This window comes from Sphingobacterium sp. UBA5996, assembly GCF_002429765.1.
Lineage (GTDB): Bacteria > Bacteroidota > Bacteroidia > Sphingobacteriales > Sphingobacteriaceae > Sphingobacterium.
In genome coordinates this window covers 1-23702 of sequence record NZ_DJAS01000016.1, presented here as the reverse complement: position 1 = coordinate 23702, position 23702 = coordinate 1, and the positions used below count along the sequence as shown (strand labels likewise).

General features: G+C 40.9%; 14 protein-coding genes. All 14 read left to right on the top strand.

The features are described 5' to 3' along the window. The first annotated feature begins 178 nt into the window (after nt 1-178). On the top strand, nt 179-907 hold the full coding sequence (locus B3E00_RS12220) for a hypothetical protein (RefSeq protein ID WP_293938564.1): 729 nt from the start codon (nt 179-181) through the stop codon (nt 905-907). A 35-nt stretch (nt 908-942) separates the two neighbouring features. Beyond that, nucleotides 943-2520, top strand: a complete 1578-nt coding sequence (gene lepB / locus B3E00_RS12215; RefSeq protein WP_293938563.1) for a signal peptidase I — start codon at nt 943-945, stop codon at nt 2518-2520. Nucleotides 2521-3036: 516 nt separating this feature from the next. Beyond that, nucleotides 3037-5970, top strand: a complete 2934-nt coding sequence (locus B3E00_RS12210) for a SusC/RagA family TonB-linked outer membrane protein (RefSeq protein WP_293938562.1) — start codon at nt 3037-3039, stop codon at nt 5968-5970. Between the two features lie 21 nt (nt 5971-5991). Beyond that, nucleotides 5992-7509 (top strand): RagB/SusD family nutrient uptake outer membrane protein, encoded by a 1518-nt coding sequence (locus tag B3E00_RS12205; RefSeq protein WP_293879672.1) that lies wholly within the window; start codon nt 5992-5994, stop codon nt 7507-7509. A gap of 14 nt (nt 7510-7523) precedes the next feature. After that, nucleotides 7524-8195 carry a hypothetical protein gene (locus B3E00_RS12200; RefSeq protein ID WP_293879671.1) on the top strand — a complete coding sequence of 224 codons (672 nt, stop codon included), beginning with the start codon at nt 7524-7526 and terminating at the stop codon, nt 8193-8195. Nucleotide 8196: 1 nt separating this feature from the next. Continuing rightward, on the top strand, nt 8197-9234 hold the full coding sequence (locus tag B3E00_RS12195) for a DUF5007 domain-containing protein (RefSeq protein WP_209579433.1): 1038 nt from the start codon (nt 8197-8199) through the stop codon (nt 9232-9234). Between the two features lie 29 nt (nt 9235-9263). Further along, nucleotides 9264-12425: a SusC/RagA family TonB-linked outer membrane protein gene (locus B3E00_RS12190; RefSeq protein ID WP_209579434.1), complete on the top strand. Its 3162-nt coding sequence runs from the start codon at nt 9264-9266 to the stop codon at nt 12423-12425. A gap of 13 nt (nt 12426-12438) precedes the next feature. After that, entirely contained in the window at nt 12439-13941 is a 1503-nt protein-coding gene (locus B3E00_RS12185) for a RagB/SusD family nutrient uptake outer membrane protein (protein ID WP_293938559.1), read from the top strand. 11 nt (nt 13942-13952) lie between these two features. Then, a complete protein-coding gene (locus tag B3E00_RS12180; protein WP_209579436.1) occupies nt 13953-14708 on the top strand; it encodes a hypothetical protein in 756 nt (251 codons plus the stop codon). A 9-nt stretch (nt 14709-14717) separates the two neighbouring features. After that, the gene (locus B3E00_RS12175; RefSeq protein ID WP_209579437.1) at nt 14718-16325 is read left to right on the top strand and encodes a DUF5008 domain-containing protein; all 1608 of its coding nucleotides are present in this window, start codon (nt 14718-14720) and stop codon (nt 16323-16325) included. A 20-nt stretch (nt 16326-16345) separates the two neighbouring features. Beyond that, a complete protein-coding gene (locus tag B3E00_RS12170; protein WP_209579438.1) occupies nt 16346-18079 on the top strand; it encodes a LamG-like jellyroll fold domain-containing protein in 1734 nt (577 codons plus the stop codon). Nucleotides 18080-18094: 15 nt separating this feature from the next. After that, nucleotides 18095-20104 carry a M60 family metallopeptidase gene (locus B3E00_RS12165; protein ID WP_293938557.1) on the top strand — a complete coding sequence of 670 codons (2010 nt, stop codon included), beginning with the start codon at nt 18095-18097 and terminating at the stop codon, nt 20102-20104. Nucleotides 20105-20113: 9 nt separating this feature from the next. Beyond that, on the top strand, nt 20114-21883 hold the full coding sequence (locus B3E00_RS12160) for an alkaline phosphatase family protein (RefSeq protein WP_293938555.1): 1770 nt from the start codon (nt 20114-20116) through the stop codon (nt 21881-21883). Between the two features lie 54 nt (nt 21884-21937). Then, nucleotides 21938-23341 (top strand): discoidin domain-containing protein, encoded by a 1404-nt coding sequence (locus B3E00_RS12155; protein ID WP_209579441.1) that lies wholly within the window; start codon nt 21938-21940, stop codon nt 23339-23341. Nucleotides 23342-23702: the final 361 nt, after the last annotated feature.

Genomic DNA, 23702 nt, shown 5'->3' with positions numbered 1-23702 from the left:
AGAAAAATGATGTGGCTTTTGCTTTGTGGGGTATGAATTTCATATTTTTATGTAGTTTTACACTAAGTGCGGAGAAGAAATTCCATTTCAAGCTAATGTAACTCAAAGGTAGCTTTAGCTTGTATAAAAAAAGCGTGTTCATTTCATTTCAAAAGTTATTTATAGCATATTGCCTTGTATGAAAGTCATATCAATCTTATTCAATGTGATTTTATTCACCTTATTGGGGACGTCAATTGTGCGTGCTCAAGAAACTGCAAAAGACCAGGACTACTTGGTACTTATGAATGCCGATACGATTTATGGAAAAATCTCATCTATCAAAGATCATAGACTAAAATTTGAGAATCAGCAAAAAGAAAAGTTAACTTTTCAGCCCGGCGATGTATACCGGGCGTATTGGCAATCGAAAAGGAAAGTTTATGCACCCTCTTACGTGGAAAACGGACTAGAAGTGGTTCCGGGTACATCTCCAGAGATGTATCGCATTCGGAAAGGACTCAGTCAGGGACCCACTTTTGCTGAGGTACTCGTTGACGGAGAAATTATGGCCTATTATGTTTCCGAAACCAAGGTCGGCGCTGGGGCTGGGGTGGCTATCGGTGGAGGCGGAGGTACAATGGGAAATATCATGGTCACAAAGTATAAACATGCTTATGCATTAAAAAAATCAACCGGTGAGGTCATCGAGATAAATAGCAATCACAATGGCTTATTTAGCGATGTGAAAAAGAAAAGACCCATCATTTTTGGTAAGCTAATTAATGACGAACCGGAGTTGTTCGCTGAATTTGAAAATGAAAAGGAGTATGATTACGATCTTTTTATAACATATATCATGCGATATAATGAACTGCAAAAAGCGAAGGATTCTTCAGCATCCGCGGCCAGATTATTTATTTATTGAGAATTACTCACTATTGTTGCAATTAAAACAAACTTATGATACTTATCGTTTTTATTGTATTGACCCTCATTGCAGCTTATGGTTTTTGGCTGCTATTTAAAAAAGCAGGCCGTAAAGGTTGGGAGGGTGTTGTTCCCGTTTATAGTCAATGGATACAATCGAAGATACTGGGCAAAAAGGCCTGGCATCTTATTCTATTGATCGTACCAATCGTGAATGTCTTTGTCTTTTATAATCTTTATCTCGATTTTATTCATTGTTTTGGAAAGAGAAGATTTTGGGAGAACTGCGCTGCTGTATTAGTTCCGTTTATTGTTTTACCACTTTGGGGTAAGGATAAAAATGTGCAATTTTTGAGCGGGCTATATGCCAAAAATTTGAGAGCAGCTCACGCCGAAGGTCGCGGAACGACAAAGGAAAGTGAATTGGAAATCGCACATGAGTCTTATGTAGATTATAGCAAGAAATACCCCTATAAAAAGTCGATGGTGCGCGAATGGGCCGATGCCATTGTTTTTGCCACTGTTGCTGCCACGCTGATTCGTGGTTTTTTATTGGAGGCATTTATGATTCCTTCAGGTTCTATGCAGCAGTCGCTCCTGATTGGAGATTATCTCTTTGTCAGCAAATTGAATTATGGACCCCGTATTCCAAATACACCCATAGCTTTCCCTTTTGCACATCATACCATGCCACTTATAGGCGGAAAAGCATTCTCTGAGCTTATTAAAATTCCTTACAGGCGATTGCCCGGATTTCAAGAAATAAAAAGGAATGATGTGATCGTATTTAATGCCCCTGCCGGCGATACGGTTGCGGTGGAAAATCAAGACATACCCTATTACGATTTGGTACGTAGCATGGGGCGTGAGGCTGTACATCAACAATTTACGATTCAAACTCGTCCCGTTGACAAAAGAGAACATCTAATTAAGCGATGTGTGGGAATGCCCGGAGACAAAATCAGTATGAAAGAAGGTGTCTTGTTTGTAAATGATAAGCTAGGCTTTGTAGCGCCAGAAAGTCAAATGGATTATACCGTGGTCACTGATGAGACAGGGCTCGACGAGCAGCGCTTGAAAGATATGGGAATAGAAGTTTCTGCCATTCAGCCCGGTGTGTATCTCATCTTTTTAACAACTGGCCAAGCGGCTATGGTAAAATCTTGGTCCAATGTTAAATCCATGCAAATGAACTTACGCAAGCCTGGAGAAGCCGAAGCAAATACTTTTCCGAATGATCCTCAGTATAAATGGAATTACGATAATTTCGGACCTTTTGTGATTCCAAAAAAAGGAATGGCGATTTCCTTGAATGCTCAGACGTTGCCGCTCTACACGCGAGCCATAAGCGTGTATGAAAAGAACCAGTTAGAGCAGAAATCGGATGGCGTGTATATCAATGGTAGGCGTACAGATTCCTATAAATTTAAAATGGATTATTATTGGATGATGGGCGACAATCGACACAATTCGCTCGATGCTAGAGACTGGGGATTTGTTCCTGAAGACCATATTGTCGGAAAAGCACTATTTACCTGGATGAGCTGGAATGCAGATGGTAATGGGCTTTCAAAAATACGTTGGAATAGAATTTTTAAAGGTATTCATTAACAAAGAAGGAATACTCAAAGCAAAAGGGGAAATGAAATACTACAATCATTTCCCCTTTTATTTTTTTACTGGTGTTTGTAAAGCAACGAAAAACTAATCTTTTGCTGAAGGTATTGATGCCCTTCAGCTGCTTCCTACCACTATTAATCCCACCGATATCTCTTTGCATAGGCAACTGATGGTCGACTGAGCAGAGGCAGGCTCCATTGTTCGAGTCAAGGTTAAAGCCAGCAGTCTAAAGGCCACCAACCGGGACGAGAATTGCTTCGACCATCAATTTTCCTTGAGCCATTGACGAATGTTTTGTGCAATCGTTTGTTTCGATTACGCAATCGATTTCGTGCCTTTAAGCATGTCTGACTTTAAAAATATTATTATATAATTGTTACATACTATCAATTATTAATAGGACGAAAAGTCCGGAATTACTTAAAGCCGAAACTAATTTTATCTGAGCCCAATACCATTTTTTCTAGCCGAATAGTACCAATTTTTAATGCCTAAGACATAAATCGAATGAAAAGACTATTTTGTTTTTTATTTCTTGTCCCCATGATTCCAAATGCGAAGGCTAACCACCTTAATTTTTGGGCTTCAAAACAAGATACTTCTGAAATCAGTGAGGTTGACAAGCGATTACTTAAAGGTCGACTGGCCACCTTATTGCAAAAACAGGGTGTCAAAGACAGTCTCAATTTAAGAAACGTTGAAACACTGCCAGTTGTCAGTATCCCCGAGTTTTTGAAAGGGCAAGTTGCCGGTCTCTACGTACAAGAAGCGACAGGTGAACCAGGAGCGCCAAAGAATATGGTGCTGCGGGGACTAGGATCGCCATTGTTCGAAATCAAAGACGCGGTTAATGTACAACCAGCAGTATTTGTCAATGGAATACCGATGGCGAGAGACAACAACTTTGCTTATTCTATTCAACAGTACCAATTCAATCGTATTGGTCCAGGGACAGACAACTTTGCTGGAATTGACCTTGCAACAGTTGAGTCTATTGAGGTGATAAAAGATCCTGTAAAATTGGCAAAGCTCGGTCCTCTAGCTGCTAATGGAGCGATTTGGATCCTCACCAAGCCAGGGCGAGAAGGAGAACGTGAAATCTCTATTAACACTTACGTTGGTCTGGCAACAACGCCCGTAGTGACGCCAGTTAATGCGCAGTATGAAAACATGTTTCGGTCGATATTTTATAACAAATATGGATCGGTTACTGACCGCTTGAACTACCCAGGTTATCTAAGCGATTCGACCAACGCAAATTACTATGGACCAGCGAACTGGAATGAGGAGTATTATAGAAATACACCCATTTATAGTGGAAATATAGGTATCCGCGGAGGTAACGATCGTGCAAATTTTTCATTCGTAGGTGGTTATACCAAGAATGCGAGCTCAGCTGACGAAACAAACATTGAGCGGTATAATGCCTTATTTAATGTGAATATGGCGCCGTTTAAATGGTTGAATTTTGGAGCCACAGTCAATGCAAGCCGAAGTTTGAGAGATCGGAATCGCAGCCTCAGAGATCGATTTGGTGAAGCATCTTACGTGCCCGATTTGTCTGTCCCAATTTCGCCGAATAAGGAAATGTATGGACAATATCTAGACATCTATAAAGCCGCCTTGGATAAGAATACGGTCAACTATTTGAATTCCCTTGTCACTTTGGATCTTTATTTTCTAAAAAATCTAAAATTTAATACGTCATTGGGAATAGATTATTCTGAAGGTGCAAGACAAGCTTTTTTTCCGGGGTCATTGATGGAGACCAATAACTATATGTCAAGTTACTTTGGTTTTAATCAGCGTTTGGTATATAACAACCGATTAGAATATAATTTGGAGTTCCAAGAGATACACAAGTTGGATTTGACTTTAGGATCATCTTATACACAAGATCTTTATCGGTATAATTATGCACGTGCCTATGATGGCCCCAATGATTTTATCAAAGTAAACGTAGTCAATGGTGATCCTAATAAAGCGGGCTATTTGACCCCAATAGGTGGGTTATATGTAAATCGATACAATAACCGTGAAGATTTTAGATTACATTCCCTGTATTTGGCTGCTGGCTATAAATACAAAAATCTCCTCGAATTAAATACCGTATTGCGTTATGACGGCTCTTCGACAATGCAGCCCGATTCACGTTGGTTGATGACCCCTTCATTTGCGGCGAAGTATCACTTAATTCCCGAAAATGAAGACAAGTTGTTTAACCATTTAGGGATAAAAGCAGCTTGGGCGAGAATTGGAAAACCAATATTTACAAGCAAGTTTGCCATCGGTCCCAATTATACGGCTGATCTAAATTGGGGATCAGAAAAATCTCTGGTATCCTATAATGGCTTTGCTGTTGCTTCCAGACCTTACTCAGAGGGTTGGGTAGGCTACGATATCAAGTGGCCTTATACAGACCATGCCGAATTGACCGTTGATGGAACCCTAATGGATAGGAAAATTGATGTGGAACTTTCCTTGTATCAAAAGAAAGACGTAAATCAATTGATTAATTCACCCATTCCCGCAGAATACGGCTATTCAGGAGAGATTGTGAATGGGCTGAATGTAGAAAATACTGGGGTGGATCTAAATCTCTCGGCCAATGTGCTTTCTAATCGCGAAAAGGTTCAATGGAATACATCACTTAATCTAAATTACAATCGAAATAAGTTGACAGCGCTCCCCGGAGGACGTAAGCAATTGAAAGTGGGTAACCGGTTACTGAAAGTAGGTAGTCCTATTGATCAGTTTTGGCTGTATGAAAATCAAGGATCTTTCGATACTGAAGCAAGTATTCCTGTTCAAAACGGGCAAAAAATACAGTTTGACGGTGTGGATTTCGCTGTGGGAGATCCGATTTGGAAAGATCAGAACGGAGATTTTAAAATTAATGATGACGATCGTGTCCTAAAAGGAAATGCAATGCCAAAGCTGAGCGGTTCGTTTCAAAACTCCTTCAAATACAAAGGTTTCGACCTGAATATGCAATGGTATTTTGCGCTTGGGCATAAAGCGCTAAATCAACGCGCTTCCAATAAATATAACTTTATCAATACTGAAAACACCAATTCATTAGATGGAATTCGTGAAGTATTCCATTGGCAGCAAGATGTTGATCTAACTAAATACCCGATTTATAATCCATGGAGTCCGATTGTTGCCTATCGTGTGGACCAGGACCTGTTTTTAGAAGACGCATCTTTCTTAAAGTTACGATCCTTGACTATAGGCTATGATCTAGCGCAATTGAACAACGTAAAGGACAAAATTAAGACGATTCGTAGGGCTTATGTTTACGTATCAGGAACCAATTTATTAACAATATCCAAGTTTTCAGGAACGGATCCCGAACTGATAGATTTTAATGGATATTATACAGGTTACGGACTGCCGTTGTCCCCAGTAGTTTCCTTAGGGGTTAAGTTAGATCTGTAATAATTTAATAGTAGAAAGATTATGAAAAGATACAATCGATGGGCGGCGCTGTTCCTGATGGCACTGGGAATCACTGCTTTTGCGAGCTCATGTAATAAAAAACTGGATATTGTAGCGTCTAACCTCGGCTCAGAGAAACTGGAGTGGCAATCCATATCTGATACGCGCGCACATTTAATGGGCATATACGGTCTGATGCGTGCGGCACTAGTTGACAATTATGGACACTGGATTTATGGAGAGATGCGCTACGGAGACTTTACACCTTATTCGCGTGCGGATCTTCGTGTGGTACAAGAAAACAAACTAAGATCAGCTTATCCTTTACTAAAGGACCTAACAGATTGGCGTAGATTCTATGCAGTGATCAATGCTGCTTCACTTTTTATCGAACGAGCCCCCGAAGTTATGGCGAAAGATAAGCGATATACTGAGCGAGATATGAAATTCGATGTGGCGCAAGCCCGCACGATCCGTGCCCTGATGTATTTCTATATGGTGCGTATCTGGGGCGATGTTCCGCTGCTAAAAGACTCTTATGATAATGGTTCCTTCACGGAACTAGCAAGATCTACCGAAGCGACAGTTTTAGCTTTCGCGGAAACCGAACTATTGGCAGCAGCTCAGGATTTGCCTTATCGATATGCGTTCGGAACACAAACTTATTATGGAGAGAGTTATGGGACTTGGGTTGGCGTACTCGTCAACAAAATTACAGCATACTCCCTTTTGGCCCACGTGGCGGCTTGGCAAGGCAAATACATCAATGCGGAGGTCTACTCTCGATTTGTTATAGACAACTATTCGCAAGCGAGCCTTGAACTATTGGCAACCCCAGCATTGGTGAATCCGACAGACGGCTTATTCGGACCAAGCACGCGGGCACAGATCTTAGCGATCCGCGCTTCTTACGAATTAGGTGAAGCAACAAATACGGGCCATATCGAATCATTGACGTTGGGGTATCCAATTGTGACCAAAGCCAAACCGGATATTTATGTCAGCCGAGATACGATCAACAAATTGTTTGATGATGTCAACGATACGCGATTTGGTATTGACTCTATCTCGGGATTGGTACGAACCAATTACTTCACCAATTACAACGGCGATATTCCAATTTTCAGTAAGATAAAGGTGATTCGCAACGGTAATGGCGATTCTGATTTTTCCATTTTTGGATCAAACTTAGTGTTTACCCGCCTTGAAGAAATTTATTTACTGCAAGCAGAGGCTAAAGCGGTGCTTAATCAGCGCGATGACGCCATCAAATACCTAAACGTCATTAAAGAGCGCCGTGGTCTAAAACCTTATATCAACAACTCATCTAAGGATTTATTGGAAGAAATCTTCTTGGAAAGAAGACGGGAGTTAATGGGCGAAGGCTGGAGATGGTACGACCAAATACGTCTGGCAAAGATCAAGAAAAATAACCCTGTCATGAATGATTTGATTCAGAAAGGAGGCATCTATTGGCCTATCTCTTCGGATGTGTTGGAAAGAAATTCCAAACTGGTTCAAAACGCATACTGGAAATAATAGCATAGATAATCATGAAAAACAAACATATTTTTTTAGGCTTATCGCTCATTGTGATGCTTCTAGCCGTCGCTAGTTGTAAAAAAGGCAATACCTATTACGAAGATTTTCAAGTCAAATATACCGAATTTGATGGAACCTCATTGGAGTTTTTAGAATCACAGGGTAGTACCTATGACTCCTTATTATTAGTATTGGATCGTGTTCCTTCGGTACGCGCCAAATTGAAAGATCCCAATACAAAAACTACCTTTTTCGCGATGACCAACAGTAGTTTCACCAATGCCTTGGAAGCAATGAATGGTGTGCGTAGAGCGGGAAACAGGTCTCCTCTTTATCTTGAAGAAATTCCGCAATTGGTACTCGATTCCTTGACCTATCATTATGCCTTTGAAGGGCAGTATGATACTCCCTATTTACGGGATTTCATTGAAGGTAAAGTAATCAAAGCCATTGATAACTATGATATGACCTTAAAATATAAAGTGACGTCCGCTTCTGGCATTATAGGTGGAGGGCAGCAACAGATCATATTGAGTGATATGAACAAGTCTATTTTTCAACGCTACTGGCAGGAAAGTGCGACCTCTGTGGTGAATATCCGTACACGCAATGGGATGTTACATGTTCTTGCTCCAAGCCATAATTTCGGCTTTAGTAAACTGGCTAAATTATTAAACAAATAGCATGGAAAAGAAAATATTAAAATTCGCAAAAATATTGGCGTTCGGGATGGGACTTTTCATGTTGGCTTCATGTAATAAATATATTCCGGATGATCAAGATTCTTTGGGTACTGATGTGGTCTATAATACACAAGAGTTTATGCCACTGTTGGGAAGGAATACCTTTTACAATAATATCGTCAATATTGGACAGAATACATCACAACCACTTCATTTCAAAATTGTAAATGTGCGTGATATCGATGGACAGCCTTCAACACTTTTTGAAGATAAATTTCCGGTAAAAGTTTGGAAAGGTGCCTATACCGGTGAGGAGAAGTCTATCGCCGAGATTGAAAGTAAGCGTCAGATCGAATATCGTCCTGTTCTCGAGATTCTTGAAAAGTCAGGTAATATAAATTTTTGGGGACAGGCGGTTAATTCAAATTTTGTCAAAGCACAGCCGGACGCTGGATATCTATTTGATATTGAAGTTAGCAACACAGGCGGGCGCCGATATTTGCGGGATTTCAAGTTAAGACCTTATCGTGAACGAGCCTTTGAACCTAGCATAATGGATCCGGTGACAGGCTTGTCGCCCTTACCCTATACACATCCAAGCAATACCACCAATTTATTTGGAGAACGAACGAATCTATATATTTTTCCGAGTGAAATCAATGTGTATTTCAATAAATTGGAAAGCAAAAGCTCAGGCAGTAGAACGTTGACCATAAGTTTCTTGGATTCTTTAAATCGCCCAATCGATGTGAAGAAATTTGCAGCGACAGAATGGGATAAATTAGTTCATGGTTTTAACCACAGATTTGAAAATGGCAAGGTCATTTATGATGTTGCTTATCCTATCCCCTTAGCTCCAATTCAAACAGATTATACTTCCGCAGGTGGTTCATCTGCTGTAATGAATTTTAAATTTCGTAGAAAAGGTCAGTTTGGTACAATAGAAGACTGTGGCATCCGGATGCCATTTGCGATTTACGAAGAAGGCGATTGGGAGATACAGTTTCGTTTCACCAATGAAACGCCAAAATTTGACTGATGATGGACGCACTAATTAGCTTTAAAATTATGAAACAATTTTGCATACTATTCACTTTCATTTGCGCCCTTTTTGTGGGGGAGGCCTGGGCTCAAACCATGGTCAAGGGTATTGTGAAAGGAAACGATAATAGGGCGCTTGGGGGCGTTTCTATCCGGTTAGAAAATCCTAAACGCGATCTGGGGAAAACCGGAGAAGATGGGCGATTTGTAATTTCAGTACCGAACAGCGGAGTGATGGTATTTTCCTATCAGGGCTATCGTACCGAAAAATATACGATTGTTGCAGGAAAAAAAGAGTACAATGTGACTTTGGAAATGACTACACAAGAACTGGAAGAAACAGTAGTCGTCGGTTATCAACAGCGTAAAAGAGAAACCTTGACGGGATCGGTGGTTACAATTTCTGGTAAAGAAATTCAAGATATTCCTTCAGGTAACTTCGTAGATCTCCTACAAGGTAAAGTGGCGGGTTTAAATATCCAGAACAATACCGGTAGTCCAGGTATGCGGGGAACGATGGCAGTACGTGGGATGTCCAATTTCAACGTTTCAGGGAGTGGAGATAATACATTTGTGACGCCAACTTCACCTTTGTTTGTCATAGATGGAGTACCTATTGATGATAACTCGGGGTACGAATATGGATTTGAAACAGCAGGACCTGGAGTATCTCCAATTTCCATGATTCCACCAGAAGATATTGAAGATATTACCGTGATGAAGGATGCACAGGCGACTGCAATGTATGGATCGCGAGGCGCTTATGGTGTTATCCAGGTACGCACCAAACGTGGAAATTCGAAGGTTCCCATCGTAAATTATCAAGGCCAGTTTTTCTTGTCCGCAGTGCCGCAATTGCGACGCGTTATTGGTGGTAAAGGCGAGCGCATGGTACGTTTAGAACAGATCTTGATGAACGATACAACATTGGCGGCAGCATTGCGACGTGTCAACGACTCACCGATATTGGCCGATTCCCTGAATCCGTACTTTAATAATTCAACCGATTGGCAGTCTTATTTTTACCGCAATACCATGAACCAGACACATAATGTTGGGATCTCGGGAGGCGAGCGTACATTCAATTATAAAGCCAATATGAACTATTATGATGAAAATGGTATCATCGCCAATACGGGGTTTAAACGATATACCTTGACCTCCAATATGCAATATGAGCCGAGTGACCGTTTCAGGATGATGACCAATATCAATGTCAATGTGGCGCAAAATAAGATGGGCTCGGGGAATGCCCTGATGCAGACAGGGGTAGGGAAATCAGTCAACACAACCTCACTGTATCCTTCGCCTTCCTTATTTTCTGGAAGCATGGGTGCATTATCAGCATTGGGCGTGGATGACCAAAATAAAACAGGAAATTATTTGGGACAATTGGAATTGCAGTATGTGCCCATTAAAGATGTACGAGCGTCTGTTACCCTAAATTATAACTATACAACAGCAACAAAAGATCGTTATACTCCTGAGATACTCTTAGGAAACTCTTCGGAAGTATACAATTATTATAGCAACAGAAGTAAAGTCTATAACCGGAATCAACTGTCTTATGTGAAGGCAATTAAAGAAAAGCATCTTTTTAATGTCTACGGATTCACGGAAATGGAAATAACAGCCTATTCCGAAGATTTATCGAAGATTCGCGGAACAGCAAATGATCAATTTCAAACGGGCATTAGCTACAATACAAGAAACTCGCTCGGTGGATTGTTGAATTCATTGAATAATTTTAGATCGGTTGCGTATGCGGGAAGTTTCTCCTATAACTACGATTCCAAGTATATTCTTGATTTAACCTATCGAATTGACGGTAGTTCATTGACCGGGGGGGCAACACCTTGGACCCGAAATCCATCAGCGGGTTTGCGGTGGAATTTCAAGAAAGAGAAGTTTATGGAAAATATGGATTGGTGGGACACAGGTTTCTTAAGAGGATCGGTCGGACGAACGATCTCTCCTTCGGGATCCCTCTCGGATATTTATGGTTGGTATAAGATTGATGACGGTCGCTACAATAATAGACCAACAACCTCTTTGGATTTGGACGTAGCTCCCAATACCGGATTGGTTCCACAATCGACAACGCAGTGGTCCGTTGCTGCCGAACTGGGCTTTTTTAATAGCTCGCTCTATGTAACTTATGAAACATATTATAAGCAATCGGATAAGATACTCCGTAAAAAACCAATTGCAAATCATAACGCATTCTCCAATGTCTTGACCAACGAGTCAGCTATGGTGAATAGAGGGCATGAATTGAGTATCCAATATAGACCAAGACTAGCGAGCGCTGATTGGGAGCTGAATGCCAATGCAACGTTTGCGATTAATAGAGATTATGTAACATCATTGCCAGATGGAGCACGTCAATTGTTGCAACCGGATGAATCAGGATACGACCTTCCTCAATTTTATCGTTTGGGTCGTAATGCTTTTACCTTTGTGTTGTATGATTATAAAGGAGTTTATACAGCCGACGATCAAGTACCGGTCAACCCATTAACTGGATTACGCTACCGCGCAGGGGGCCAAATGAGTGAAGGTAAATTCTTCCGTGCCGGTGACCCTATCTTCACTGACCTAAATGGTGATTATGTACTCGACGAAAATGATTTAGTGTATGTCGGTAATTCACAACCTGCAATCACAGGAGGTCTATATCTGTATACGCGTTATAAGAACTGGTCTTTGCGTACGCAATTATCCTATACCATAGACCGTGATATCCTTAATACAGCATTGACTGATCGTTTCCGGAATTATTCAGACCCAAGTGGACAAAATTATGGCGATGGAGCGCCGGGGGCTTATGTACCATTGGATGCCTATAATGTGTGGCGCCAATTGGGAGACAACGCAGAATATCCGAATGTTTCTGATTTTACACGTCTGTCCTTGTACAATCCGTATCGTTATAATTCAACTATGTTTATGGAGGATGGATCCTATGTTAAAATTAATTCGGTTACAGTGGGATACAATTTTGACCGAAGATGGGCACGTCGCTTTGGCGTATCATCTGCCCGAATCAATTTGACGGCAAACAATGTATATACGTTTAGTAACTACTCCGGGCCAGATCCCGAATTGGTAACAGGTGTAGGACGCGATGGTTCAAACGGTTATCCAAGCAGAAGAACCTATTCATTGGGGGTAAGTGTACAATTCTAAGTTCGAAGACAACATGAAAAAGAAATTATTATATCTATTTATACTAGGGGCCTCTCTAGGATTGAGCTCCTGTGGAAAGGGTTTTCTCGATATTACACAGATTGATAAGTTGACAGGAAATAATTACTGGACAAGACAGGCCGATGTGGATCAGTATATGGGGGGAATTTATTCCACCTTTCGGGAAGCAACGATGACGAACATCTTTTTTCCGGCATCGGGTGATTTGCGTTGTGCACCAACGAACCGAACAAGTGCGACCAGTGGATCAGAAAGGGATTATATCGATTATCTTAAATATAACGATCTGAACGGTCTGATGGCGCGGCAAGGGGAGTTCTCCTATTTTGGCTTTCCAAAAATAACACAATGGAATAGCTTCTACAAGATGGTGCAGAATGCGAATATTATGATCTATCAACTCGAAAACAAAGACATGCCATTCCTCAATGAAAGCATGAAAAAATCGTATAAAGCAGAAGCCATTTTCTTAAGATCGTTAGCTTACTTTTTCATGGTGCGTTTATATGGTGATATTCCTTACTATACGGATATAAATACCAATCCATTGCCTAGGACAAATATGTTCACTGTACTAAAGAGCCTCTCTTCCGATTTAGATGCAACTTATGGAGATTTGCCTTGGACCTATGATGATCCTTCCATTGTTGCTGTTAAAGCTATGCGGGGAGCTGCAATCGCACTGAACATGCATATCAATATGTGGATCGCAGGATTAGGTACCGAAGATAAGACCGTTGTCTATCAGAAAGTAGCCGATTTGGGGAAAGAATTAATGGAAGAAAATGGTGGCGCTTATGCGCTGTTAGACCTTAGTAGAACAAAGGAAATTTTTAAAGGACGCACAAAAGAAGGCTTATTTGAAATTGTGCAGAACTTCAACTATGGCGAAAGTTTTCACTTATCAGCATCTTATTCAGATTATGTCCTCCACGCACCAAATAAAGTGACAACCAAATCCTATATCTTTTACGATCCAAAATTTATGGAAAATATGTATCCACCATCGGCGGACGATCAACGAAAGGTATATTGGTTTGATAAAGACATCTATGCAACAAATGGCGATTTTCAATGCCTAAAATTTTCGAACGTGTTTATGGAAGAGGGCGAAGATAATAATCCCGACGATAACCAGATGGTTTTTCGCTATGCCGACCCCATTTTATTGCGGGCTGAGGCATTGGCTGAATTGGGAAAAGATGAAGAAGCAAGAACTGTTGTCAACGTCATCCGTACGCGGGCCAAAGCTGCTCCAATACGAGATGGTGGGGAGGATCTGAAAGATGGGATCTGGTGGGAACGTGTCAGAGAACTCTTGGGCGAGGGTAATTTCTACTATGATTTGGTTCGAACAAAAAAGGTTATCAATTCCGAATATACCCAAGTGCCTATGTCAGTAGCTGCCTTCAATGCAGGTGGTTGGACGTGGCCAATCGACAAAGCTGCGCTGAACAATAATCCTTATATGCAATTAAATAATTATTGGAACTAAAAGAATAGATCATGAAAAAGATTTGGAAATATACTTTTTTAGTCTTGATGGCAGTTTCACTGTTCTCGGCTTGCAAAAAAGAAGATTATATCGATACAGGAGTTTATGAAGCAAAGTTTAATGGTACGATTTGGAATTACCTGGAATCGAGACCAGATTTGTTTGATACATTGATGGTAGCATTGAAAGTTGCGAAGCTGGATGATGTCCTCAAAAATGATGAAGTTACTTTTTTTGCTCCGCCTGATCCCTGCATTTTAAAGTCTGTATGGTTGCTGAATCAGACGTTATTCCGTTCAGGCCAAGACTCCATAACCAAACTGGAGCAGATTAGGCCCGAAGTCTGGCGAAAATACCTGTCCAGATACATTTTTAAAGGCAAGAGCGTTGCCAAAGATTATCGCCAGATCGATACGTTAAACCTGGCCGCTTTCTCGGGTGGGGTATACAAAAACATCGCCGGTGAAGATATGAATATTGGTGTACTTTATAATGATGTGGTCAGTAAGAATGAAAGTTCTGGAGGAACTCAGGTCATTAAATATGCTGGGTATCGCCAACTGTATTTAAACTTTCCGTATACCGTGAGTGTGCCGGAGGAATTGAAGGATTTTTTGGTCCCCTATATTACCGCACCGATAGCCACATCGGATATTCAACCCACCAATGGTGTGTTACATGTACTGAAATTTTCGAAACATTCATTCGGCTTTCAGAGCTATAATTTTGCAAATGAGGCTTTTTTATTGGGAGTACTACCGAAATAACGATATGATATGAAAAGAAATTTAATAACCAAAATACTTGTCCTGATAATCGTAGTAATTACCTTGGCTGCGTGTAGCAAGGATATTGTAACCGGAGCCGATCCCTATGCTGGAGGCAAAGAATCGCTGGGCATTGGATTTTATATTAATTACCCAGATCCGGGAACTGCCAAACCTGGCGAATTAGTAGACTTTTATGTAAAAGGTCTGAAAGGAAAATTGGATCAGATCAATTTTTTTGTAAATAATACTGCTGTCGAAATTGTATCGGCTAAAGACTCTTTAATCACGATTAAAGTACCGCCACAGATTACATCAGGAGATGCCAAGGTGGTGGTCGGTGAAGAAGTTTTCTATGGCCCACGCCTCGAAATAGAAGGTAACACCTCCGTAGATGAAAATTATGGAATGGTGAACGGATTTAGAGGTGCTGTATACGATATTTTACCAAATGCAGGTGGCTTTATTGTGGCTGGATCCTTTTCCAATTTTGAAAATGAGTCAAATTATGAGAATGTTGCAGCGGATAAAAGAGTGTATCGAAATGGAGTCCACTTTATTGACGCGAATGGCAAATCTAACAATAATATGAATTTTCGCCAAGGTACATTTGGAGGAGGTTATATTAGAAGCATAGCAAAAACAAATGATGGTAAATTTATTTTTGCCGGTTCTTTGGGGAGTTTTGCAATGCGATCAGTAGGTAATATTGTCCGCGTCAATAACGATGGAAAAATCGATTCTATGATCGTGGAAGTAATCAATACAGGCAACGATCCTAAAAATTCATTGGACACGGTATCCGCATTTAATGGCGGCGTAAATAGCACAATTATTAGAACGTTTGCCACAAGCGACAATAAAGTGATTGCTGTAGGGAACTTTACTTCGCATTTTAAAATTGATTATAACTATTCTTCTCGCGACACGCGCAGATATATTCTCTCGGCTGCAAAAGGGGTCATTCGTATGAAGGAAGACGGTTCTCTAGACTCCACATTTGCATTGAACAACGCAGGCGCGAACGCACAGATTTTCGATGCAGCGATGATTGATAATGAACGTATTGTTATCGTGGGAGCTTTTACCACCTATAATGGTAAAGTCGCCAACGGTATTGCTTGCATCAAAGCAGACGGTTCTTTGGACGAGACCTTTTCCCTAAAAGGAAACATCACCAGACTATTTGCCCTGAATTATAACAGTAGTCTGAAAAAATTGGCTGTTTCAGGCATATTCACCGGCGCTGGAGCTTCAGGAAAAGTCAATAATGTCGCCCTGATGAATACAGATGGTACCGTTGATGATACTTTTATCTTGCGTGATTTAGGTACAGGTGTTCCGAATTATGCTCAAATTCTAAATAATGGACAGGTGTTGATCGACGGAACACAAAATAGTTATGCGGGTATTCCCAGATCCAATTTATTGATTTTGGAAAAAAATGGTGAACTCCTACAAAAATATAACTCATTGGGACCCTTTGTCGGTTCAGTATCCAAGGTTGTCGAGACCAAATCTTCTTTAGGAGAACCGGCATTGCTGGTGGGAGGAAGCATACTCCAGTTTGGACAGAAAACATACGGAAACTTCTTTCGCCTGGAAATTAAGAACTAACCCAATAAATGAAACTGGTTATGATTAAGTATTTAAGAACTTTTAAACATATATCTTTAGCACTTGGCGTCTTCGTGTTGTGCGCAGCATGTAACAAAGATTTCCCCAACTTGCTTCAAAATTTCAACGAGGCAAAAGATAGTCCCGAGAGCCGCGATAAAGTACTATTGGTGATTGTTGACGGACTTTCAGGTCCTGCGATGCAAAGCATTGCACCCGCAAATATCGACTTGATGGCGCGTAATGGTTTGGTTACCTATGGTAGTCTGGCCGATCCAACAACTGATTTTGAAGTAACCAATCAATCGGTTACTGCCGCATTGCTGACGGGGGTTAATAGTGCTAAAAATAAAGTGGTCGGTACAGATTTAAGCCCGATCGATTTGAATAAATATCCAACGATTTTTACAAAACTGAAAGAAGATGCCATAAGCCGTAAATCGAGCCTTTTTACTTCTGATATAAAGTATGGTAACACACTGGGTAAAGATGCTGAAGTAAAGATAGAAAGCAATGATGGGACAGTAGTCAGCGCGGCAAAGATAGCGTTGTCAACAACCGAATCCGATCTAAATGTAGTTCATTTAACTGAAGTTGATCAAGCGGGAAAATCGTCAGGTTATACTGCTGATGATACAAAATATGTAGCTGCGGTTAATGTATTGGACAAACAAGTTCAGTCCTTGTGGGAAGCGATCAAAAAGAGAACCAGCTTCAGTACAGAAAACTGGATCGTGATTGTGACCTCAGCTCAGGGCGGAGAGTCTACCGATCCTGTGGTCGACTTTACACCGTATGGTGACCATAAACGAGATACCTATACGCTTTTTTATTCACCAAAGTTTGCCCGAAAAGTTATTCCGAGGCCTAATGCTAAAGATATCCCTTTTGTTGCTAATGCAACGCGGTATACCTACGCCAGCAACAATCAGGTTGTTGGGAAACTTGCGGATGCGAATAAATTCAACATGGGTACCGGAAGCGATTGGACGATGACCCTCTTTTTGAAATATAATGTAGCAAATTCCAATTACTATTACCCGATATTTTTTGCTAAACGTGCTCAAGGTTTTACGGGGGCTGGCTGGAATTTCTTTTTGGAAGGAAATTACTGGGGGTTTAATAGTTCAATTGCAGGACAAACATTTGGCCCAAGTATCAATGACGGAGAGTGGCATGCACTGACAGCGGTCATTAAAAGAAGCGGTAGCCAGGATTCCGTGTACGTCTATACCGATGGAACAAATGCGACAGCTTCAGGAAAGATCTCTCAAGCTGGGGCCAATGGCAATAACCTCGATAATACAAGTCCTTTGACCTTAGGCTTCAATCCAGGGGATGGAAATACAGACTGTAATATTTCGATCTGTAATGTACAGATTTATAATCGTGCGTTTTCTGCAGAAGAGGTAAAGCGTTATGGCGGTGTAACAAATATTGATGAAACTTCTCCATTTTGGAATAATCTGCAAGGATATTGGCCAGGCTATGACGATGTCAACACGTCCATACTGACTGAAAAAACAGGTAAGGGAGCGGGCAACTTTAGATTGACAGGTCCGGTTGCTTGGACAAGCTTCAATGAATTGGTGCCGTTTTTTCAACCGCCAATTGCGGAATCGTTTTACCGTTTAGTACCTAATGCCGTAGATGTTCCGTTTATGATTTACCAATGGTTGGGCGTATCAGTAGAATCGTCATGGAATTTGGACGGCAAGAGCTGGACACCAAATTATACACAGATTAGAAAATAACCAAATTTTAACCTAATGAGAAAGAGATATTTAGTTTTTGGATTATTGGTCGGGTTGATGGCTTTTGCCTCGTCCTGCAGTAAATATGGTATGGAGTTTCCAGACGGTTATCAATCTGGTGATTCTACAGAAACTCCCTTGTTGACGGATACGACCATGGGCAAAGCAGATAAAAGCTTGTACCATAGAGCTAGGATATATCCCGGATTGGTTGGGGAAAATGTGGCGCGCATTAAGGATACCACAATTGCTATGGTTATGAACCGGAAGTATGTATCGTCCTTTGAATATAAAGTGAGCGTCACACCAGCGCCAATTTACACGACCGGCTTGTATGCACCTGCAGGCGAAGTTATTCGGATCACTGTACCTGCAGGTAGTATTGGCATGACGGTGCAGATTGGCGTGCATACAGATAATATAACGGGCAAAGATGCGCCGCGTAGAGATCCTATTCTGTACACGAGAAAGGAATTATTTCCTGGAACAAACTATATTAAGAACCTTTATGGTGGAACCATATGGATTATTAATCAGAAAGCAAGCACATCTCCTGTCACTATTAAAGTAGCGGGTGCTGTCAAGTCCACAGACTTTATTTTAGGAAAGTCTACCGTGGCGGATTGGAAAAAGCAGGTCCTGTCTCAGGATGTCCCTTGGATGGATCTTATCGGAGAGCGTGTTGCCTTTTCCGTTCCGCGTTCATTGGTTGTCAAATTCATCCAGTCCGGCAAAATGGATCAGGTGGATGAGGCTTTACGCCTGTGGGATGATACCTATGTCAAAGATTATTACCAGTGGATGGGACTGTCCGCAGATGCGGCCGACCCAAAGAATCGCTATCCAGAATTTTGGGAAAGAGGTGTGATGGATATTCATCCCTCCTTAGGATATGCCCATAGCGGTAATCCATGGGTGATGCAAGAAGATGAATATTGGCTAGATGAATTGACCAATCCGAATACAATCAGGAAAGGAACTTCATGGGGATCATATCATGAGGTCGGACACAATTACCAAGCGAGCTGGGCCTGGAGCTGGTCTGATTTGGGGGAGACGACAAATAACTTGTTCATATTTAATGCTGCACGAAATCGGAGCATTACCTCTCGGATCGATTTCCATCCTGCTTTGAAGACATCGATTCCCGCGGCTTTAAAATTTGCAGCACTGACTTCTGCAAAGAACTTTTCTAATTTTCCAGTAGAATTGGGTATTGATGCCGACGATCCTTTTGCGCGACTAACGCCATTCCTTCAGATTTTCGATAAGACAACAGGTAAAAACGGCGAGTCTGGCTGGAATTTCTTTCCATATATATATAGTAAAGCACGGAATGAAAATTTTTCCAGTTCATTGGATCAAGGAAAACGGGATTACTTTTATCGCCAGCTATGTAATTTTACCGGGAAAGATTTTAATCGTTTTTTTATTGCATGGGGCATACCGGTAAGTAGTTCAGCCAAACGTGAAATGCGGGAGAAGTATCCGCCGATGGACCGTGCGATCTGGGAATACAACCCATTGACTTTTGCTGGTGGAGACGGTGTATTACAGCCCCGTTATTTCTTGCCAAGTGGCCTTTTCGAATTTACGGCCAATGTTGCTACAGCAACTAACGAAAGCACGGGTAAGTTTAATGCTATGACGGATGGTGATCCAAACACCTATTGGCATACATGTTATTCAGGTTGCAGTATACCGACTAACCTTCCCGTAGAGCTTACCATGAATATGAAGGAAGTGAATGTGTTTAAAGGATTCTATTATAAAAATAGAGCGAATGCGACCTTCGCGACTAAGGTTAAAGTTTTAATCAGTAAGGATAATAAAAACTGGACCGATATGGGCCAATTTGCACTGGCGAGTAGTTCCCAAACAACGGCGCAAAATGCTGCGATGAAAGAGTTTACTTTTTCGAATCTCGTGGAGGCCCAATATGTGAAATTTGTATTCCCGGATCCAAATACCGGTGGTGCAGTTCACGTTGCGATTGCTGAGTTAGGGGTATTTTACGATATATAAACTGATGTTATGAAAAGATTATTCAATATAAAGAAAGTCTTAGTTCTTGTCCTGAGTGCGGCTTTTTTACTTGTTGGCTGTACAAAATATGCCAACCCGCCTGCAGTGTATGAAGAATATGAGCAAAATTTGCAACAACCCGTCAAACGTAAGGTGCTTTTTATCTCTATTGATGGACTGGTGGGGCAAGAGTTGAAGAAGAGTTTACCAACTAATATCTCAGAATTACTGAAGACAAGTAAGTACACGTTCAATGCTTTGGCCGATGAGAATACCAGCAACGCTTCTTCCTGGATGACGATGATGAGTGGGGTGACATACGCAAACCATCATATTACCGATGAGTCTTACATTCCAAGACCAAACGAGGACGATCCCCATGCAAATGTTGCTGGTTATCCGTCTATGTTGTATCGTATAGCAACAGTAGCTCCTTCGATGAAGACAACTGTCGTGTCGCGATCAGTTACCTTGAATGATAAACTGCTTGTGAGTGCAAATGAAACTTATAATGGCGCAACGGATGAGGACGTAAAGACTAAGGTATTGGACTTGTTGAATACGAAAAATAGCGATTTTATGATCATACAATTTACGTCTTTATTGGAAGCTGGAGAAAAAGGCGGCTTCACACGAAGCAATAGTGATTATGAGAACGCCCTAAAAAAAGTCGACGGCTATATCGGCGAAATAACCAAAGCATTGACTGCACGTAAAAATTATCCCAATGAAGATTGGTTGATAATCTTAACATCAAATCATGGCGGAATTGGAAATTCTTACGGAGGGAGCACCTTACAAGAGCGAAATACCTTTGCTCTATTTCAAAATAAAAGCTTTAAAGGTGCGGAGTTGACGGGCAAACCAATGAGTTACGTGCGAATGTGGGGTTATGATGGTACTGGAAATAAACCACTGGGTGTAAGGGCTGTTAGTGATAATTTGGGGAATTCAAGCGATTATGATTTGGCAACCACAAAAGAATTAACGATTTCTTCGCGTTTTCGGTTTAATTTGAACAACACCATTATTTCATCGACCTATCAGCCCAATACTTATAACTATTGGTATTCAGGTATCTTCGGTAAAGATTCGAATACGTCGTTGGGTACTCCGGGATGGATGTATTATACCTGGGGAAATGATTTACAAGTGAAGATCAGTGACGGTGTGAAGGAGGCTACTTGCCAAACGGCAAAAGTAAATGGTGAGTGGTATACGATGACCACTGTTATCAAAGTCATTGGAAATGATCAGGTTAATATTAAGATCTACAACAATGGTACATTGGCGCAAGAAACGAACACTTCGGGAATGAACGTTGCCAATATTAAGACTAATGATCCTTTGATCTTTGGGTATCGTCCAAGTATATCTTATGATCTAGTCGATTTTGATATTTCAAATGTGTCGATCTTTAATAAAGCATTTACTCAAGATGAAATCCGTAATTCTTTATGTTCTTCAGAGGAGTTGACAAATTCAGCTTTCGCTGATAACCTAAAAGGTTATTGGAAAATGTCACCAGCTGAGGGCGGTTCGATTAAGAATGAGGTATCAGGCAAAAGTGCCATGGGGCTTAGTGGAAATTTTCAATCCAGAATAACCTCCGAAGTGGTGCCTTGTGATTTAGGCGAAAATGCTGTGTTTATTCAAGCAGCAGACTTTTTTCCGCAAATATTTTATTGGTTGGAAGTGCGGACATTAAAAGATTGGAAATTAGAAGGACAGGTATTTTTAAATAAATATGAAGTGGAATTTCTCTTGCCAAAACAATAAAAATAGATTTTAAACTAAGCTCCATCGACGTGGTGGAATAATCGTTATTTAAAGATGAAAAGGAATTTTAAAATGAGCTGGGCATTTAATGTCATTTTAGGAGCTTTTTTGCTGAGCGTGGGGAGTTGTAAAGAAGAAGAGCTTGTATTTCCTCCGAAAGGGGATCAGGAAGCCATTGTCACCGAGACACGGCCTACGGCAAAACCAACAAATTTGACCTATGTTTCAGCCTTTAATCAAAATATAGAAGTACATTGGCCTGCTTTATCAGATCGAGTTATAAAAGCTCAGGTCAGCTATAAAGATGGGACTTCAGATAAAGTATTGGATGTGACGAAGTTTAATGAGCCTACTATTATTCACTTGAGTGAGTTGAAAAGCTATGACTTCTCCTTGCAGTATTTCACTTCGGACGGTACGGGGTCTAAGATTACCAAAACCTCGTTAAGTCCAAGGGCGTATGAGGTAGATTATAAAATAGAAAATGTTACAGTTCAATCAATTCCAGGTGGGGTCACATTTATCTTTCCCACTACATCACAGCGTGAACTTCCGGGGAAATTGTCATATAGTGTTGCTGGCAAACCTTTTGAGGTAGACTTGAAGGGAAATAATGTAGATACGGTAACAGTGTCAAATCTGACGGACGAGACTCAAAAGATAGATTTCTCATTGAAATTCCAAGATGATCAATGGAAGAGAATAGCGACAGCACAGCCCAAAATGGCTCCGGGTTTGCTGACCTACAAGTTGATTCTTCCTACAGTTGTGCCATATATGGAAGGTACCAATCTTGTTTTGACTTGGGAAAATGAAACTAGAGATCCAGTAACGGTCAATGTGCAGTATGAATTAAATGGGGTAAAAAAGACGGCTGTAATAGAAAAGAGTACAGATGTGAAGGGTAAACTATCGTTTGACGTGCAAGGTAAGGCTACTGAAATAGCCTATACCATGGAAACAGAGGGAATAGCTTCTCCTGTGCAGAAAACTCAAGTAAATCCATTAGGATTGCTAAGTAAAACGATGTGGTCAGCAGAGACTTCTTCAATAGAGACACAGGAAGGCGCTGCAAATGGTAAACCTCAGAGCCTTATTGATGGTGATATTACTACCTTTTGGCATTCGACTTGGTCTTCGGGCAATAATCCGGTATTTCCACATTGGTTTATCGTGGATATGTCAAAGATAGAGGTTTTTGGCCGTTTTGGTATGATTCGTCGCCATAACAATACAACAGGAGGGTTTAAAACTTTCAACATTGAGGTATCGTTGGATAAGATCAACTGGAAGATAGTGGGGAAAGATTTGACATTCAACTCGGCTGATAGTCCAGCTGCATGGCAAGACTACAGTCTAACTCCTGTTAAAGCACGGTACATTCGAATTACGATGACAGCGCCTATGAATAGTGCAACATCTACTCACTTAGCTGAATTTAGAGCATACGCTTATTAAAAGACTTCGTTCGTTTCAGGAAAAAATCGAATAGGTTGAGATAGATTGGATAAGAAAGATGTGCGATCTTGAATTTCCCCAGAGAGTGAGTAACTTTTTGGGGATTTTTTTGTTTCAAGCAGCTCGGCTCGTTTTCGACCTAGATTAGCCTTGATTCGATTGTAAATATCTTGAGCGCATCTCGATTGCGTGCCTGAATCGGATTCGGTGTGGAGCTAATACAAAGATAACAACGTTACCACCTTCTTATTCCTTAGTGTGGTTTTTGTTTACCTATAGCTTAGCCTTAAGTTAGGTTTAGTATAGCTTGTACCTATACTAAACCTAAACTAACCCTAATTAAACCCTAACTAAACCCTAA

What these genes read in the sequence shown, in the direction of transcription:
- B3E00_RS12190 (WP_209579434.1), top strand. Translation starts at nt 9,264, where the DNA reads ATGAAACAATTTTGCATACTATTCACTTTCATTTGCGCCCTTTTTGTG.
- B3E00_RS12165 (WP_293938557.1), top strand. Translation starts at nt 18,095, where the DNA reads ATGAGAAAGAGATATTTAGTTTTTGGATTATTGGTCGGGTTGATGGCT.
- B3E00_RS12170 (WP_209579438.1), top strand. Translation starts at nt 16,346, where the DNA reads ATGATTAAGTATTTAAGAACTTTTAAACATATATCTTTAGCACTTGGC.
- lepB (WP_293938563.1), top strand. Translation starts at nt 943, where the DNA reads ATGATACTTATCGTTTTTATTGTATTGACCCTCATTGCAGCTTATGGT.
- B3E00_RS12185 (WP_293938559.1), top strand. Translation starts at nt 12,439, where the DNA reads ATGAAAAAGAAATTATTATATCTATTTATACTAGGGGCCTCTCTAGGA.
- B3E00_RS12205 (WP_293879672.1), top strand. Translation starts at nt 5,992, where the DNA reads ATGAAAAGATACAATCGATGGGCGGCGCTGTTCCTGATGGCACTGGGA.
- B3E00_RS12160 (WP_293938555.1), top strand. Translation starts at nt 20,114, where the DNA reads ATGAAAAGATTATTCAATATAAAGAAAGTCTTAGTTCTTGTCCTGAGT.
- B3E00_RS12220 (WP_293938564.1), top strand. Translation starts at nt 179, where the DNA reads ATGAAAGTCATATCAATCTTATTCAATGTGATTTTATTCACCTTATTG.
- B3E00_RS12155 (WP_209579441.1), top strand. Translation starts at nt 21,938, where the DNA reads ATGAAAAGGAATTTTAAAATGAGCTGGGCATTTAATGTCATTTTAGGA.
- B3E00_RS12195 (WP_209579433.1), top strand. Translation starts at nt 8,197, where the DNA reads ATGGAAAAGAAAATATTAAAATTCGCAAAAATATTGGCGTTCGGGATG.
- B3E00_RS12180 (WP_209579436.1), top strand. Translation starts at nt 13,953, where the DNA reads ATGAAAAAGATTTGGAAATATACTTTTTTAGTCTTGATGGCAGTTTCA.
- B3E00_RS12175 (WP_209579437.1), top strand. Translation starts at nt 14,718, where the DNA reads ATGAAAAGAAATTTAATAACCAAAATACTTGTCCTGATAATCGTAGTA.
- B3E00_RS12200 (WP_293879671.1), top strand. Translation starts at nt 7,524, where the DNA reads ATGAAAAACAAACATATTTTTTTAGGCTTATCGCTCATTGTGATGCTT.
- B3E00_RS12210 (WP_293938562.1), top strand. Translation starts at nt 3,037, where the DNA reads ATGAAAAGACTATTTTGTTTTTTATTTCTTGTCCCCATGATTCCAAAT.